Source organism: Actinoplanes sp. NBRC 101535, assembly GCF_030269225.1.
Classification (GTDB): Bacteria; Actinomycetota; Actinomycetes; order Mycobacteriales; family Micromonosporaceae; genus Actinoplanes; species Actinoplanes rectilineatus.
The window spans coordinates 307,352-323,382 of the sequence record NZ_BSSY01000006.1; the positions used below are offsets into that span (position 1 = coordinate 307,352).

Annotated in this window: 14 protein-coding genes; 8 read left to right on the forward strand and 6 right to left on the reverse strand. The window is 71.7% G+C overall.

Features of this window, described 5'->3' with window-relative positions:
- The first annotated feature begins 46 nt into the window (after nucleotides 1-46).
- From QSK32_RS19240 to QSK32_RS19270, 7 genes are all read left to right on the forward strand, one after another.
- Nucleotides 47-760, forward strand: coding sequence for a response regulator transcription factor (locus QSK32_RS19240; protein WP_045745803.1), 714 nt, complete (start codon nucleotides 47-49; stop codon nucleotides 758-760).
- Nucleotides 761-767: 7 nt separating this feature from the next.
- Entirely contained in the window at nucleotides 768-2,330 is a 1,563-nt protein-coding gene (locus QSK32_RS19245; protein WP_083449409.1) for a sensor histidine kinase, read from the forward strand.
- 39 nt (nucleotides 2,331-2,369) lie between these two features.
- Nucleotides 2,370-3,947, forward strand: a complete 1,578-nt coding sequence (locus QSK32_RS19250; protein ID WP_285472672.1) for a S1C family serine protease — start codon at nucleotides 2,370-2,372, stop codon at nucleotides 3,945-3,947.
- 235 nt (nucleotides 3,948-4,182) lie between these two features.
- Nucleotides 4,183-7,362: a cyclic nucleotide-binding protein gene (locus QSK32_RS19255; RefSeq protein WP_285472673.1), complete on the forward strand. Its 3,180-nt coding sequence runs from the start codon at nucleotides 4,183-4,185 to the stop codon at nucleotides 7,360-7,362.
- 3 nt (nucleotides 7,363-7,365) lie between these two features.
- Nucleotides 7,366-7,581: a hypothetical protein gene (locus tag QSK32_RS19260; RefSeq protein ID WP_045745806.1), complete on the forward strand. Its 216-nt coding sequence runs from the start codon at nucleotides 7,366-7,368 to the stop codon at nucleotides 7,579-7,581.
- Between the two features lie 30 nt (nucleotides 7,582-7,611).
- Entirely contained in the window at nucleotides 7,612-8,466 is an 855-nt protein-coding gene (locus QSK32_RS19265) for a patatin-like phospholipase family protein (RefSeq protein ID WP_045745807.1), read from the forward strand.
- On the forward strand, nucleotides 8,466-9,518 hold the full coding sequence (locus QSK32_RS19270; RefSeq protein WP_045745808.1) for a 1-acyl-sn-glycerol-3-phosphate acyltransferase: 1,053 nt from the start codon (nucleotides 8,466-8,468) through the stop codon (nucleotides 9,516-9,518). The genes QSK32_RS19265 and QSK32_RS19270 overlap by 1 nt, the downstream gene beginning before the upstream one ends.
- Here the strand turns inward: QSK32_RS19270 and QSK32_RS19275 are convergent.
- The gene (locus QSK32_RS19275) at nucleotides 9,497-10,312 is read right to left on the reverse strand and encodes a hypothetical protein (protein ID WP_045745809.1); all 816 of its coding nucleotides are present in this window, start codon (nucleotides 10,310-10,312) and stop codon (nucleotides 9,497-9,499) included. The two genes, QSK32_RS19270 and QSK32_RS19275, sit on opposite strands and share 22 nt — an antisense overlap.
- A 188-nt stretch (nucleotides 10,313-10,500) precedes the next feature.
- On the opposite strand from QSK32_RS19275, the gene QSK32_RS19280 reads away from it, so the two are divergent.
- A complete protein-coding gene (locus QSK32_RS19280) occupies nucleotides 10,501-11,649 on the forward strand; it encodes an FHA domain-containing protein (protein WP_045745810.1) in 1,149 nt (382 codons plus the stop codon).
- A 210-nt stretch (nucleotides 11,650-11,859) separates the two neighbouring features.
- Here QSK32_RS19280 and QSK32_RS19285 read toward each other — a convergent pair whose 3' ends face one another.
- The 5 genes from QSK32_RS19285 to QSK32_RS19305 form a co-directional block, all read right to left on the reverse strand.
- Nucleotides 11,860-12,561 (reverse strand): hypothetical protein, encoded by a 702-nt coding sequence (locus tag QSK32_RS19285; protein ID WP_157411343.1) that lies wholly within the window; start codon nucleotides 12,559-12,561, stop codon nucleotides 11,860-11,862.
- Nucleotides 12,558-13,100 carry a SigE family RNA polymerase sigma factor gene (locus QSK32_RS19290; RefSeq protein WP_285472674.1) on the reverse strand — a complete coding sequence of 181 codons (543 nt, stop codon included), beginning with the start codon at nucleotides 13,098-13,100 and terminating at the stop codon, nucleotides 12,558-12,560. Before QSK32_RS19290 ends, QSK32_RS19285 begins: the two co-directional genes overlap by 4 nt.
- A 46-nt stretch (nucleotides 13,101-13,146) precedes the next feature.
- On the reverse strand, nucleotides 13,147-14,364 hold the full coding sequence (gene rocD, locus QSK32_RS19295) for an ornithine--oxo-acid transaminase (RefSeq protein WP_285472675.1): 1,218 nt from the start codon (nucleotides 14,362-14,364) through the stop codon (nucleotides 13,147-13,149).
- Nucleotides 14,361-15,158 carry a dimethylargininase gene (gene ddaH / locus QSK32_RS19300; protein ID WP_045745813.1) on the reverse strand — a complete coding sequence of 266 codons (798 nt, stop codon included), beginning with the start codon at nucleotides 15,156-15,158 and terminating at the stop codon, nucleotides 14,361-14,363. The genes rocD and ddaH overlap by 4 nt, the downstream gene beginning before the upstream one ends.
- 258 nt (nucleotides 15,159-15,416) lie before the next feature.
- Complete coding sequence (locus QSK32_RS19305) at nucleotides 15,417-16,022, reverse strand: DUF4190 domain-containing protein (RefSeq protein ID WP_052720967.1); 606 nt, start codon at nucleotides 16,020-16,022, stop codon at nucleotides 15,417-15,419.
- Nucleotides 16,023-16,031: the final 9 nt, after the last annotated feature.

Sequence of the window (16,031 nt, forward strand, 5' to 3'; positions counted from 1 at the left end):
AGGAACTGCGCAGGCGAGCTGCAGCGGGTGGGGCAACAATGGCGGCATGGTCGCTCAAACCCAGCCCAAGCAGAGCGAGGCGAAGCTTCTCGTCGTGGAGGACGACGCGAACATCCTCGAGTTGCTCTCCGCCAGCCTGCGCTTCGCCGGGTTCGACGTCACGACGGCGACCAGCGGCAGCGCCGCTGTCAGCGCCGCGCGCAGTTCCGCCCCCGATCTGGTCGTCCTCGACGTGATGCTGCCCGACCTGGACGGCTTCGAGGTCATCCGGCTGATGCGTGAGGGGGGCCAGCGGACACCGGTGGTGTTCCTGACCGCCCGGGACGGCACCGACGACAAGATCCGGGGCCTGACGCTCGGCGGCGACGACTACGTGACGAAACCGTTCAGCCTGGAGGAACTCACCGCCCGGATCCGGGCGGTGCTGCGCCGCACCAGCGCGAGCGACGAGCAGCCCTCCCGGCTCGTCTTCGCCGACCTGGAGCTCGACGAGGAGACGCACGAGGTCTACCGGGCCGGCAGCCGGGTGCAGCTCTCGCCGACCGAGTTCAAACTCCTGCGCTACCTGATGCTCAACGCCAACCGGGTGCTCTCCAAGGCGCAGATCCTCGACCACGTGTGGAAATACGATTTCCGCGGTGACGACAACATCGTCGAGTCGTACATCTCGTATCTGCGGCGAAAGGTCGACAACGTGCAGCCCCGGCTGATCCATACCCTCCGCGGTGTGGGTTACGTGCTGCGCAAACCAGCCGTCTAGGCCCGCCGTGACTCTTGCCGAGCGGGTGCGAGGATCGCTTCCGCGTCAACACAGCCTGCGCAAGATCTCGCTGCAGACCAAGCTGGTCGCCTCGGTCCTGGTGCTCGTGCTGGCGGCCCTGGCCCTGATCAGCGCGGCCAGCACCTATTTCCTGCACAACTACATGCTGACCCGGCTCGACTCGCAGCTGGTCGCGATGGCCCAGCACGCCGAGGACAAGCTCGCCCGCCGGACCTTCCGCCCGGTCTTCACCCCACCGGACTACGTCATCGCCTTCTCCGCGGTCAGTGGCGCCGCCGGGGTGATCACCCCGGGTGCCGGCGTGGAGAGCGAGGAGGTGCCGAGTCTGCTCAGCGGGGTCGAGACGATCGAGTCGCACCTCGGCAAGCCGTATTCGGCACGCGGCCAGGACGGCAAGTACATGTGGCGGATGCTCGTCGTCCGCCTCTCCGACGACACGGTCATGCACGTCGGCCAGCGGATGACCGGCATCGACGCGGTGATCGCCCGGCTGATCTGGGTGGACGTCCTGGTCGGCGTGGGCGTGCTGGTCGCGCTCGCCACCATCGGCGCGGCCCTGGTCCGGCAGAGCCTGATCCCGCTGATGCAGATCGAGCGCACCGCGGCCCGGATCGCGGCCGGCGACCTGGCGCAGCGGGTGCCCGACCCGGAGGAGGACGGCGGCGAGCCGACCACCGAGCTGGGCCGGCTCTCCAGCGCGCTGAACGCGATGCTCACCCAGATCGAGACGGCTTTCATCGCCCGCGCCTACTCCGAGCGGGCGGCCCGCGACGCGGCCGAGTCGGCGCAGCGCTCCGAGGCGCGCGCGGTGCAGTCCGAGGGCAAGATGCGGCAGTTCGTCGCGGACGCCTCGCATGAGCTGCGCACCCCGCTGACCACCATCCGCGGCTTCGCCGAGCTCTACCGGCAGGGTGCGGTCTCCGACCCGGCCGACGTGGCCCGGCTGGTCCGGCGGATCGAGGACGAGGCGGCCCGGATGGGTCTGCTCGTCGAGGACCTGCTGCTACTGGCCCGCCTCGACCGGGAACGCCCGATCGTGCTGGCACCGGTGGAGCTGCCGGTGCTGGCCATGGACGCGGTGCAGGCCGCGCAGGCGACCGCCCCGGACCGCGAGATCACCCTGGACGTCCGGGACGAACCGGAGCGGCTGGTGGCGTACGGCGACGACGCCCGGCTGCGCCAGGTGATCGGCAACCTGATGACCAATGCCCTGGTGCACACCCCGCCCGGCGCGGCCGTGACGTTGCGGGTGCACGCCGGGACCGGTGACACCGCCGTGGTCGAGGTGGAGGACAAGGGGCCGGGTCTCAGTCCGGAGCAGTCCCAGCACGTCTTCGAACGGTTCTATCGGGTGGACGGCGCGCGAACCCGCAACACCGAGCGGGAGGCGACGGGTACCGGGTTGGGACTGGCCATCGTCGCCGCGATCGTGCGGTCGCACAACGGCTCCGTCGAGGTGCTGAGCGATTCCGGCCGGGGTGCGACCTTCCGAGTCACGCTACCCACCGTAAAAGTGGATAAAGGGTTCACAGAAAACGTCCAGGACTAACACAGTTCGGTACGAGTGCGACGGGGCAGAGTTACCTACATGAACGAGAACGAGACCAACCCGCGGCCCGCGGACGCCGCCGCTGAGTTCACCAGCGCGGAGCGGGTGGAGTCTGAGCAGGCGACTCTTCAGCAGCCGCCGGTTGCCCCGCAGTCCGCCGCTCCCCAGTCCGCGGCACCCCAACAGGCGGGCGCCGAACACCCCTCGGCCCCGCACGCGCCGGTCGCCCACCCCGCGGCCCCGCAGAGCCCCTGGGCCCCGCAGCAGCCCACCCCGCCGGTCCAGTCCGCCGTTCCGGCCTGGCCGCAGCAGCCGGTCTCCGCTCAGCCGGACTACACCGCCCAGCAGCAGATGCCCTACGGTCACCCGCACCAGGGTTACCAGGCCCCGCAGGGTTACGGGCAGGGCTACCCGGCCGACTACTCGCAGACGGCCTACGGCGCCTGGCAGGCAGCCGGCGGCGGCGGTCAGCAACCCCCACTCGGCCCGCCGGCCTTCGGTCCGCCCCCGCCCGGCAACGGCAACCGTCGCGGCCGCAAGATCCTGCTGGCCGGTGCGGCCGCCCTGGTGCTCGCGCTGACCGCCGGTGGCGTCGGCGCCGCGACCGCGATCGCCCTCAACGACGGCGGCTCCCCCGCCAGCGTGCTGACCGGCAACTCCTCGGTCACCCGGGTGGTCGACCGTTCCTCGCTGGCCCAGATCGCCGCCGCCGTGCAGGACAGCGTCGTCTCGATCACCACCGACTCCGGTGAGGGCTCCGGCGTGGTGCTCTCCGCCGACGGCTACATCGTGACCAACAACCATGTGGTCTCCTCGGCGACGGGCGACACCGTCAACATCATCTTCGCGGACGGCACCAAGACGACCGCCACCGTCGTCGGCACCGACGCCCGCACCGACCTCGCGGTCGTCAAGGCGACCGGCGTCTCGGACCTGCAGGCCGCCACCTTCGGCGACAGCTCGCAGACCCAGGTCGGCGACACCGTGCTCGCCCTGGGCAGCCCGCTCGGCCTGGAGGGCTCGGTCACCGCCGGCATCATCAGCGCCAAGGACCGCACCATCCAGTCCAGCAGCGAGGAGGAGCAGCAGCAGGAGCAGCAGAGCCCGTTCGGCAGCCAGCAGCAACAGCAGCAGTCGAGCAGCACCACGATGACCGGCCTGCTGCAGACCGACGCGCCGATCAACCCGGGCAACTCCGGCGGTGCCCTGGTCAACACCAACGGCGAGGTGATCGGCATCAACTCGGCGATCGCCACCTCCGGCTCCAGCTCCGGCAACATCGGCCTCGGCTTCGCCATCCCGAGCAACAAGGCCAAGCAGGTCGCCGAGGCGCTCATGCAGGGCAAGAAGGTCAGCCACCCGGCTCTCGGCGTCAGCGTCGCCGACGCGGAGAACGGCGGGGCCCTGGTCCGCGAGGTCACCGAGAGCAGCGCCGCCGCCAAGGCCGGCCTGCAGCAGGGCGACGTGGTGACCAAGGTGGACGGCAAGGCCATCGACGAGTCGGACGATCTGGTGGCGGCCGTGCAGGCGGGCACCGTGGGTCAGAAGATGACGCTCACCTTCACCCGCAACGGCGCCGAGCAGACCGTCGACGTCACCCTGCAAGAGGCCCAGTAAAGCGAGCTTCACCAGCACAACCCTCCGCTGTACGGCGGGTGACGTGGCCCGGGGGTGGGCACGTCACCCGCCGTATTCCTATCTATGCCGCGATTCTGGACCTTCACGACCAACAGGCAGCTTTTGCCGTACGGGTCTCGCGTTTGCCCAGGCGACCGCCTAATCTCCATTCGCCGCGGGCGAACCATCCGGCGGTCGTCTTGTTTCGCTTCGGCGGAGTGAAAGGCCCCCTGAGTTGACCTATGTCGAGACCCGGACCAGTGTCTGGGAAGCCCTTGCCGGCCGGGCTCCCGGAGTCCCGTCCGGACCCGCGGACGCCGGGCTCTGGCACACGGTCGCCGATCGGCTCAATCCGGGCAGTGCCCGCCCGATCCTGCGGCCCGGCATCGAGGTCCGTCACCGGGCGTCGGTCCGTGGCGGGCGGTACGTCATGCTTCGCTCGCCGGACGACGGCGGCCGTTCGGCGTACCTGCGGCTGACCCCGGACGAGTACCAGCTCGCCCTGATGATGGACGGTGTCACCACGGTGGCCCGCCTGGTGGCCGAGTTCGCCCGGATCGCCGGCCGGCTCGCCCCCGACCAGGTGCGCCGGGTGGTCGCCGACCTGGCGGCCAACCGGATGCTCGAGGAACTGCCGACCGACGCGTTCCGGCCGCTGCGCGAGATGGTCCGCGAGCCGCTGCCGAAACGGGTGGGCGAGTCGATCGCCGCCGCGGCCCGCGGCCGCCGGATGCTCTCCGTCCCGGTCGACGGGGTGGTGACCGCGCTCTATCGCACGCTCGGCCGGGTGCTGTTCAGCCGCGTCGGATTCGGGGTCGGCGTGCTGTTGTCGCTGGCCGGCCTGGTGCTTTTCGCTATCACGTGGCAGCAGGGGAGTGCATCACTCTTTCTGGTGGGTGACTCGTATCTACTCGGTGCAATCGTCCTCGTGTCACTCAACGTGGTCGTTCTGGCGTTGCACGAGTGCGGTCACGCACTGGCCGCCAAGCGTGTCGGCCGTGAGGTCCCGGTCGCCGGGCTGATGCTGCGGTTCGGCATCCCGTCGGTCTTCGTGGACACCACCGACGTCTGGATGGCCGGCCGCCGCGCCCGGATCGCGGTCACCCTGGCCGGCCCGGCCACCGCGGCCGGCCTGGCCGGTCTGGCGATGGTCACCGGTCTGGCCCTGCCCGCCGCCCAGCCGATCGCGTTCAAGCTGGCCTTCCTCTTCTACCTGCACACGTTCTTCAATCTGAGCCCGCTGCTGCCGCTGGACGGGCACTACCTGCTGATGGACTGGCTGGAGATCCCGGATCTGCGGGCCCGCGGTCTGTCCTGGCTCTCCGGCCGCCTGCGCCGCCGCGGCGCCCGCTGGCGCAGACTGGACCGCGAGGGCCGTCTGGTCGCGCTCTACGGCGTCCTCGCCCTGCTCTGGCTGGTCGTCGCCGCGGGCCTCGGCCACCGCCTCTGGACCGACCGGGTGCACGGCGTCGTGGTCGGCCTGTGGCATCAGGGCATCGCCTCGCAGCTGCTGCTCCTGGTGATCGTCGCGGGCGTCGTCGCCCCGCCGCTCTACTTCCTGCTCGGCCGGTTCGGGCGGACCTGGCGCCGCTGGCGGCAGATGGCCGCCGAACGCAACCGGGAGGCCGACCTGCCGCGCCGGCTGGCCGCGCTGCGCGCCTCCGAGGTCGGCGGTCTGCCCGAACAGGCCCTGGAGAACCTCGCGGCCCGGGCCCGCTGGACGCATCCGCCGACCGGCCGGCACCTGATCCCGGCCGGTGAGACACCGTCCGCGGTCTACCTGGTGGTCGAGGGCGCCCTGCACGGCCGCCGCCCCGGCGACCCGGGCGGCACCATCCGGCACCACGTCGGACCCGGTGGGATGGTCGGCCTGGCCGGCGCGCTCACCGGCCGCGCCGCCCAGCTCGACTGGCACACCGCGGGCGCGGTCCTGCTCGCCCTGCCCACCTCGACGGTCGCCACCGTGGTCGGGCCGATGCCCGGTCCGCCCCCGCAGGAACTGGCCGAGGCCGAGGCGCTGTTCGCCGACACCCCGGCACTGGCCGGCCTGGAGGAGGACCAGCGTCTCGCCCTGATCGCCACCGCCCACCCCGCCGACCTGGACGCCGGCGCGCCGGTGGTGCTGCACGGGCCGACCCACGCGGTGGTCGTCGAGGCCGGCGTCATCGCCATGCCGGACGGCATCGAACTGCGCCGCGGCACCCTCGTCGGCCCGGTCGGCGAGGGCAGCCCGGGCATGGTGGCACAGACCCGGACCCCGGTCCGGCTGTGGATCATCCCGGACGCGTCGAGCCTGCCGCCGCTGGTCGGGGCGTACGGGCCGGGCACCACGATGCCCACGGTCCGGCCCAGCACCCCCTCCCCGGCCCGGCCCGGCGCCACCCATCCGCCGCTGGCCGTGCCGCCCGGACCGCCCGACGGCTCCGAGCAGTACGACGTGGACCACCACTTCGAACGCCGGATGTGGGGTTTCGTCTGCGCCCTGCTGCTGTTCGCGGCCGGCAGCGTGGCCCTCAACCTGCAGGCCGGCCCGGCGTGGGCGGAGATGCCCGGCGAACGGACCCTGCTCTCGGTCGACCAGGGCCGTGTCGCCGCCCGGATCGGCGACGAGACCGCGGCGCTGACGGCGGGGGACAGCCGCTACCTGACCGCCGGATCCGGGGTGGAGGTGCCGGCCGGCGGTTCGGCCCGGCTCACCTACCCCGGCGGCGCGATGGTGCTGATCTGCGCCGGTTCCCGGGCCGAGGTCGGCACGGTCACCGTGCGGAGCGCCCGCGACTCGGCGGTGTCCGGCCGGCTGAGACTGGAGACCGGCCGGGTGCTCGCCGACACGAACAGCCCGAGCGGCGCGTTCCAGCCACTGGCGCTGACCGTCACGCAGGCCCAGGGTGACGTGGTCAGCACCGGCGGCGCCTGGTTCGCGGTCGACCCGTCCGCGGTGGTCGTCTCGTCCGGCACGGTGTCCGTTGCCGGCACCGCCAGCCCGCCCGCCGGCAGCGACCTGAGCTGCGGTGACGGCGTGGTGGTCGACCCGCCCGCGTCCGCGGAGCCGACCGCCCCGCCGGTCGAGGAGTCCTTCCCCGCCGAGCCCAGCGCGTCGGTCTCCCCGTCCGCGTCGGCGTCGGCGAGCCCGACGTCGGCGCCCGCGACCAGCGCCACGTCGGCCACCACCGAGCCGGACGACGACCCGGAACCCACCGAGGACGAGCAGACCGAGACCACCACCCGCCCGACGACGCCGCCGACGACGCGACCCACGATCGTGGTGCCCACCCGGCCCAGCGCGACGTCCCCGCAACCGACGTCGGCCCAGCCCAGCGTGACGCCGACCCCGGAAGAGAGTTCCGAACCGGCCGATGACGAGACCGCATCGGGTTCCGCCGTTGCGGGAGCGCCGATCGCCCCGTCCAATTGAGGGATGCTGTGCTGGTTCTGCGCTGAGGGTGCCCGTGCCGTCTGCCGGTTCTGTGGACGCGGGGTGTGCGCCGAGCACGCCCGGTTCGGCCCGTACCTGTTGGAGGTGACCCGGTCGGTCCAGCGGGACCGGGCCGAGGCGCTCGTCGTCGAGGACGCGGTGCAGTGCGGCTCGTGCCGTCCCCGCCCGCAGCCGGTGGCCATGCCCGAGCTGGACTAGGCCTGGCCGGGGCGTGCGACGATGGGCCGCATGGTCGACGGTCCGGTGGCGTTCGTGCTCGGTGGCGGGGGCGTCCTCGGCGCGGTCGAGGTCGGCATGCTGCGGGCGCTGTTCCGGGCCGGGTTCCGCCCGGACGTCGTGGTCGGCACGTCGATCGGCGCGGTCAACGGCGCACTGGTCGCCGCGGATCCCAGTGAGGGGGTCACCGACCGGCTGGTCCGGCTCTGGACGTCACCGGAGGCGGCGGCGGTCTACGGCGACTCGATCGGGCGCCAGGTGCGCCGGTTCGCGGCCCGGACCCACCTGCACTCGCCCCGGCCGCTGCGGCGGCTGCTGGAGAGCGAGCTGGGTGAGGGCATCTCGTTCAGTGATCTGAAGGTCCCGTTCCACTGCTGCGCGGCGAGCATCGAACGGGCCGCCGAGCACTGGTTCGACAGTGGACCGCTGGTGGACGCGGTGCTCGCCTCGTCGGCGGTGCCCGGCCTGCTGCCCCCGATGGAGATCAACGGCGAGCATTACGTGGACGGCGGGATCGTCAACTCGATCCCGATCGGCGAGGCGGTCCGTCTCGGCGCCACGATGGTGTTCGTGCTGCAGGTGGGCCGGGTGGAGCGTCCGCTGGCGGTGCCCCGGCGGCCGTGGGAGGTGGCGCAGGTGGCGTTCGAGATCGCCCGGCGGCACCGGTTCGCCCGGGAACTCGCGTCACTGCCCGACGGCGTACGGGTGCACGTGCTGCCCAGCGGCGGCGGCGAGGGCCGCGACGACTCGCCCTGGGCGTACCGGGACATGGCGTCGGTGGGGCGCCGGATCAGCCGTGCCTACACCGCGTCCCGCCGCTACCTGAGTGCCAATGTCCATCCGCTGCCCCGGCCGGACGCGCGCTGATGGGGCTGCCCCCGGTCGCGGTCCGCCGCCTGGTCATCGCCCCGCTCGTGATCGTGCTCGCCGTCCTGCTGCTGACCACCCTGCCGATCTGGCTGCTGATCGCACTGGCGGTGTCACCGCTGATGCCCGGCCGTCTACGCGTACCCCGGCTGGTCTTTCTGGTCATCGTCTACCTGGTGTGGGACGCGGTGGCGCTGGTCGCGCTCGCCGTCCTCTGGGTGGCGTCCGGGTTCGGCAGCCGGATCCGCGGCCCGGGGTTCCAGCGGGCCCACTACGTGCTGACCGGCTGGTTCCTGCGCACGCTGTTCTGGTTCGCCCGCTGGTCGCTGCACCTGGAGATCGAGGTGGTCGGCACCGATCCGGACACCGCGGCACCCGGGCGTCCGGAGATCGTGGTGAGCCGCCACGCCGGTCCGGGCGACTCGTTCACGCTGATCCATTCGCTGGTCAACTGGTTCGAGCGGGAGCCGCGGATCGTGCTGAAGGCCGCCCTGCAGTGGGATCCGGCGGTGGACGTGCTGCTCAACCGGCTGCCCAACCGCTTCATCTCGCCGGGGCGGACCACCACCGACACGCTCGAGGAGCAGATCGGCGAGCTGGCCACCGGACTCGACCACAACGACGCCTTCGTGATCTTTCCGGAGGGCGGTAACTTCACGCCGCGCCGCCGGGTCAGCGCCATCGCCCGGCTGCGCGGCCGTGGCCTGCACGATCTCGCGGTGAAGGCGGAGAACCTGCGCAACCTGCTGCCGCCGAAACCGGGCGGGCTGCTGGCCGCGATCGACGCCGCGCCGGACGCCGGAGTCATCTTCGTGGCGCACACCGGTCTGGACCGGATGGTGACCGTCGCCGACGTCTGGCGCGAGCTGCCGATGGACAAGAAACTGGTGATGCGGTTCTGGAGTGTGCCTCCGGAGGAGGTGCCGGCCGGTGAGCAGGAGCGCATCGACTGGCTCTACGCCTGGTGGGCCGAGATCGACGCCTGGATCGACGAGAATCGGCCGGCACCCCGTCCGTTGTGGAGCAGGCGTCAGCCGCCCAGCGCGGTGTAGACGTTCTCCGGCGCCTCGACGATCGCCGACGCGGCCGGACGCTCGGCGGTCACCGGGTCGCCGTACCCGGTGTACAACGCCTCGATCGGCTCGGCCTGACGGCCCTCCACGGCGGGCAGCCGCAGCGTCAGCACGGACAGACGGCCCTGGTCGTCGAGACCGGCGGTGAACGGCACCCGCTGCGCGGCCGGGCCGTAGCCGTCGATGGTCACGCTGTCCAGGCCGGCGACGTTGGTCACCGAGGTCAGGTCGACGGTTCCGGCGTACTCGCGGACACCGGCGGCGTGCACGTCGGTGCTGGAGCCGAGCAGGTCGGCGGTGGCCACCGGGTCGATCCGCCCCGGGCGCAGGCCGACGTTGGCGCCGTCCGGCAGCCGGCTCATGTCCAGGTGCGTCCAGGTGGCGTCCTTGGTGATGCCGGGGATCTGTGCGTACAGGTCCTGGCCGATCAGCAGGGACTTCACGGTGAGGTCGGTGTTCGCGCCGGTGGCGCTGATGTCCGCGGTGCCCTTGCTGTTCGGGGCGTCGATCGCCGCGGTCAGCTTGAACCCGGCGCCGGCCGTGGTGGTCAGCTTGAAACTGGTGGTGCCGAGGGCCGCGGTCGCGTTGGAGAGTGCCTTGACCGCCTCCGGGTCGGCTGCCGACGAACTGGGCGCCGGTCCGGTCCCGGTGGACGGGCCGGCGGCGGACGTGCTGGTCGCGGGCTCGGCGGTGCCGTCGGTGGAGCATCCCGCCACAGCGAACGCGGCCGTCGCCACCGCGAGGCCGAGTCCGGCGAGTCGAGGTGTGCGCATGTTGGTCCCTCCTGCAGACGCCGGCGGCTGGGGGTGACGCCGGTCGATCGACTGGAGTTCCCGGGAGAGGGAATTAGTAAACGGACACTCGGGGCAAACGGACGGATGGCCGCCGCCCGGGTTTCCGTGCCGATCATGTCCGGGGCATGATGGCCAGGCAACAGCGCGCGAAACCAGGGGGAGGACTCGTGAGATTCGAGGTCAGCAAGGTCCTCGATGCCATTGAGGTCCGGCTCACCACCGACCCGGCACTCGCCCGGGCCGTGGTCGACTTGTCGGAAGTCGTCCGTTACGCCGATCTCGACGGCGGCCGCCCGGCGAGCCTCGTGCGCCTCGGCCTGCTGGTCGACGCGCTCGGCCGCTACGTCTCCGAGGAGAACGTCCCGGTCTACGTGATAACCCCGCGAAGCCTGATCTCGGACACCGACCTCACCTCCAACGAGCGCATGGTCGTGCGCCGCTGGGCCGACGACGGCAAGATCGAGGTGGTTCCGCAGATCGAGGACCGGGTTCTCGAGGTGGCCGAACTGCTCGGCCTGCCGGTGCTCACCCGCGACCGCGAGGACCGCCACCGGGCCCGCCGCCCATGGGTGTCCGAGCCCGGCCGTCTCCTCGCGCTGGTCTCCGCCCAGGGCGGACCGACCCTGGTCGCCCGGGTCGGCCGCGGTGAGTTGGTCCCGCCCGCACCCCGGTCCCCGCTCGGTGAGCGCCTGCTCTCCCGGGTGTGGAGCTGCCCCGCGCCGAACTGCAACGTCTACGGCAGCGGCGGCGACCCGGACAGCCCGTTCGCCGACATGCGCACCTACACCAGCCCGGTCTCCCAGCCGCCGCCCACGCTGCGCTCCGGCACGCCGAGCTGCCCGCGGCACGGCGACCGTCTGCGCGACGCCGGCCCGCGTCCGGCGACCGAGGTCTTCTCGGTGCGGATCGACGGCGTGATCCGTCAGCGTTTCGTGGTCTCCGAGGACAAGCCGACGATCATCGGCCGGGCTCCGGACGGCGAGGGCAACGTCATGCTGGGCCAGTGGCTGACCGACGACGCCCGCAAGTGGATCAGCCGCGGCCACGCGCGCCTCACCCTGCGCAACGGCGAGATCGTGGTCAAGGACATCAGCACCAACGGCACCGGCATCCGCCCCGGCACCTTCGACGACAACCACCGCATCCACCTGAAGCAGAACGAGGCCCGTGCCCTCGCTCAGGAGGACCTGGTCGAGCTTTACGCGGACGTGCTGGTGGGCCGCTCGCACCTGTGGGCGTCCGGCGGCGTCGTCCAGCCCGAGTCGGTGATGGGCGAGGCTCCGACCATGGCCTTCCGGCCGGTCGGCAGACCCTAGAACCTTCCTTCGGGGGTACGCCCACACCCCCATCAGAAGCACCGGATCCGTCCCGGAGCAGTCCTACGGATCCGGTGCTTCCGTGTCTTGACCACAGGCATGAGCCGCCGGCCGGGTGCGGCCGGAAGCCGCACCCGGCCGGGCGCCGCGAGCCGGTGAACGGCCCGGGCTGCTCCTGTGGTGGGTGTGGGCGTACCAGCGAAAAGATCTTCAGCCGACGCCCTGGAGGGCTCCCGGGTGGACGTGGACGCCGCTGGTCAGCTCGACCATTCGGTCCTGGCCCATGCCGAGTCCCGCGTCGAACTGCACGATCAGCCAGATTCCGGACGGCTGCTCGAGCCACACCGCCCAGCCGGTGTCCCCGTCCGGATCCGCGGCGGGCTGTCCCGGGATCATGGCGGGCAGACTCTTGAGGAGGAGGCCGGTGCGGTCGCCGATGGTGACCTCGGTGCCCGGCCGGGACGGGCCGTTCTGGTCCTTCGACTCCAGCATGATCAGGATGCGGGGGACGGCGTGCGCCGCGTCGGTGGACGGGCTGATCCCCTTCGCCCGCTCAGGGGCCATGACCAGGCCGTGATCGTCTTGGGACTCGATGAACCAGCCGGCCGGCACCTTGTCGATGGTGAAGCCCTTCGGCTGGGTGCCCTGGTAGGCGACCAGGTCCACCGCCGTCACCGCGGCCGGCGGCGCGGCAGCGGTCGGACCCTGCGGCCCGGCGCCGACCCCGCCGCCCGGCACCGTGAACGCGGCGACCAGCGCGGCGGCTCCGAACACCGCACCGAGGGTCGCCTGGACGGTACGCCGCTGGCGCTTCGCGTGGCGCCCGCGCAGGATGTCCTCGTCGACCTGGCCGTCGGCGACCGGTACGACCGGGCCGGCGATCTCCTCGAGATGACTACGCAGATCCATCATGATTTCGCTCCTTCGGGGACGGGTGTGACGGTGGATTCGAGGGCGGTGCGCAGGCGGTCGAGCCCGCGCGAGGTCTGACTCTTGACCGTGCCCTCCGAGCAGCCGAGGGCGTGCGCCGTCTCGGCGACGTCGAGGTCGTGGAAGTAGCGGAAGACGACGGCGGCCCGCATCCGGGGCGGCAGTTCGCGCAGGGCCTGCCGGATCGCCTGGCCGGCCGGGTCGGCGGCGGTCTCGGCGGGTGCCCGGTCGGGGATGTCCGCGACGGGCTGCTCACGGCGGCGCCAGACCCGGCGGCGTTCGTCGATCAGCGCGTTGACCAGTGATCGGCGGATGTACGCGTCAGCGTTGCCGGCGCGCCGGAAGGCGGTCCAGTTGAGGTACAGCCGGGTGAGTGTGGTCTGCACGAGATCCTCGGCCAGATGCGAATCGCCGGCGGCCAGCAGTACTGCGGTACGCAGCATGCCGGGCCGCCGGCGGGTCACCAGCTCGTGGTATTCGGTCTCGCGCTCGGATCTCTCGGAGCCTCGATGGTCTTTCACGCCTCGAAGACGGATTCACGATCCGCCGGGTTGCACGCGGAGCGGGTCAGTTTCCGGCGAGGACGGCGGCGAACTCCGTCAATGCGTGATCCAGGTCGGCCTCGGTGATGACCAGCGGCGGGGCGAGACGGATCGTGGAGCCGTGCGTGTCCTTGGCCAGGATGCCGCGGGCGGCCAGCCGTTCGCAGGCCTGCCGGCCGGTCATCAGGGCCGGGTCGATGTCGACGCCCGCCCAGAGGCCCCGTCCGCGGACCGCCACCACGCCCTCGCCGATCAGTGCCTCGAGACCGCTGATCAGGCGTTCGCCGAGCGCGGCGGAGCGTTCCTGGAACTCGCCGGTGCGCAGCAGGGAGACCACCTCGGCGCCGACCGCGCAGGCCAGCGGGTTGCCGCCGAACGTCGATCCGTGTTCGCCGGGCTTGAGCACCCCGAGCACGTCGCGGTCGGCGGCGACGGCGGAGACCGGCACGATGCCGCCGCCGAGCGCCTTGCCGAGAACATACATGTCGGGGGTGACGTTCTCGTGCTCGATCGCGAAGGTGCGGCCGGTCCGCCCGAGGCCGGACTGGATCTCGTCGGCGATCAGCAGCACGTTCTGGAGGGTGCACAGTTCGCGGACCTCGCCGAAGTACCCGGCCGGCGGCACCAGAACGCCCGCCTCGCCCTGGATCGGCTCGAGCAGTACCGCCACCGTGTTCGGGGTGATCGCCGCGGCCAGCGCCGCCGGATCACCGTAGGGGACCACTACGAAGCCGGGCGTGTACGGACCGAAATCGGCATGTGCATCCGGATCGGTGGAGAAACTGACGATCGTGGTGGTACGCCCGTGGAAGTTGCCCGCCGCCACGATGATCTCGGCCTGGCCGTCCGGGACGCCCTTGACCCGGTAACCCCACTTGCGGGCCACCTTGATCGCGGTCTCCACGGCTTCGGCGCCGGTGTTCATCGGCAGCACCAGGTCCTTGCCACACAGTTCGGCCAGGCCCTGGCAGAACTCGGCGAACCGGTCGTGCACGAACGCCCGGCTGGTCAGCGTGATCCGGTCGAGCTGGGCGTGCGCGGCGGCGATCAGTCCCGGGTGCCGGTGACCGAAGTTGAGGGCCGAGTATCCGGCCAGGCAGTCCAGGTAGCGCCGGCCGTCGACGTCGGTGACCCAGGCGCCCTCGCCGGACGCGACGACCACCGGCAGCGGGTGGTAGTTGTGCGCCGTCCACTTCTCGGCGTCTTCCAGCGCACCGGCAGTGCGGAATTCCACGGTCGTCACGAACGCACCTCCAGAGTGCAGCACTTGGGTCCGCCGCCTGCCTTGCGCAGTTCGGACAGGTCGACGCCGACCGGCTTGTAACCGGCGCGGCGCAGGTCGGCGGCGAGGGTGACGGCCTGCTCGGGCAGGACGACGGTGCGGCCGTCGCTGACCGCGTTGAGGCCGAGAACGGCCGCGTCCTCCGGCGTTGCGATGATCGCATTCGGGAAGAGGCGGCGGAGTACGGATTGCGAACCCGGGGAGAAGGCCGCGGGCAGGTACGCCACATTGGTCTCGTCCAGCACACACAGCGCGGTGTCCAGGTGGTAGTACGCCGGGTCGACCAGCTGCAGGGTGATCACCGGACGTTCCAGGATCTCCTGGGTCTCGGCGTGGGCCGCGTGTGAGGTGCGGAACCCGGTGCCGGCGAGCAGGACGTCCCCGGCGAGCAGGATGTCGCCCTCGCCCTCGTTGGTGTGCTTGGGGTCGTGGACCTCGAAGCCCCGTTCCCGGAACCACGAGGCGTACGCCGGGGCCTCGTCGGCCCGTTCCGCGTCGCGGAACTGCACCCCCAGCACCCGGCCGTCGACGACGGTCGCGCCGTTGGCGGCGAAGACCATGTCGGGCAGTCCGGGAAGCGGCTCGATCTCGTCGACGGTGTGTCCCAGGTCGACGAAGACGCGGCGCAGGTTCTCCCACTGGCTGACGGCCAGCGCGTTGTCGTAAGGCGCCGTCGGGTCCATCCACGGATTGATCCGGTAGGTGACCGCGAAGTGGGTGGGCCGGCACATCAGGTATCGGCGCGTGAACGTCATGAAAGAAAACGTAGGCGTGATCCAGTTGCGGGGACCCCCGATCAACCATGCGTCGGGTGGCTGATCGTTGCGTGATAGCCGCAGCTCACGACGATTCGTTGCACAGCCATCGGGGGGACGGCGAACCGCCGTCCCCCCGAGTGCCAGGGTGACTTCCGGCGAACCGCCGGAGCAATTTCGGGGCGGGCCGACTCTCGTCGCCCCGGTTCCGAGGGGTGGGCCGTCAGCGTATCGCCGCGGCTGTATGTCTCATACCCGTCAGATTCGGTTTTCAAACTGTGCGTCGAGCCACTCACGCACCGTCGTCGCGGAGTTCGTGTCGGTGCCGAGCCAGTAGAGTTGGCCGGTCAGGGCCAGCACGCCGACGACGATCGCGGCGATCGCGAGCACCATGGCGACCAGCGCGTCGGTCTTGCCGGCGACGTGCCGCTTGCGGGTGGCGTACAGGCCGGTCACCGACAGGATCAGGGCGGCCGAGGCGACCCCGATGCCATAGCCGATCAGCGGTCCGGAGAGCACCAGCAGGGCACCGGCCACGGCCAGCACCAGGCTGACGGTGGCGAGCAGGCTGGCCCGCGGCTTGCGGTCGGCGACCGGGGTGGGCGGGGCTGCCGGGCGGTCGGTGACGGCTGTGGCGCGCTCGCGCTCGGTGACGGCGGCGGCGCGCTCGCGCTCGGTGCGAACCGGCGGGATGGTGGTCGTCGTCTTCGTGTCGTCGCGGCGCGGGGTGACCGCCGGACGATCCTCGGGCTTGGTGGTGACGGCGGTGGGGCGCTCGCCGGGCTTGGTGGTGACCGCCGTGGGCCGCTCGTCGGCGGTGGGGCTGTCGGCCGTGCCCGGGCGGGAGAAGGTAGGAATCCTCACGTCGGAACC

Coding starts and splice junctions, on each gene's coding strand:
- QSK32_RS19240 (WP_045745803.1), top strand. CDS start 47: ATGGTCGCTCAAACCCAGCCCAAGCAGAGCGAGGCGAAGCTTCTCGTC.
- QSK32_RS19250 (WP_285472672.1), top strand. CDS start 2,370: ATGAACGAGAACGAGACCAACCCGCGGCCCGCGGACGCCGCCGCTGAG.
- QSK32_RS19260 (WP_045745806.1), top strand. CDS start 7,366: ATGCTGTGCTGGTTCTGCGCTGAGGGTGCCCGTGCCGTCTGCCGGTTC.
- QSK32_RS19265 (WP_045745807.1), top strand. CDS start 7,612: ATGGTCGACGGTCCGGTGGCGTTCGTGCTCGGTGGCGGGGGCGTCCTC.
- QSK32_RS19270 (WP_045745808.1), top strand. CDS start 8,466: ATGGGGCTGCCCCCGGTCGCGGTCCGCCGCCTGGTCATCGCCCCGCTC.
- QSK32_RS19275 (WP_045745809.1), bottom strand. CDS start 10,312: ATGCGCACACCTCGACTCGCCGGACTCGGCCTCGCGGTGGCGACGGCC.
- QSK32_RS19285 (WP_157411343.1), bottom strand. CDS start 12,561: ATGATGGATCTGCGTAGTCATCTCGAGGAGATCGCCGGCCCGGTCGTA.
- ddaH (WP_045745813.1), bottom strand. CDS start 15,158: ATGACGTTCACGCGCCGATACCTGATGTGCCGGCCCACCCACTTCGCG.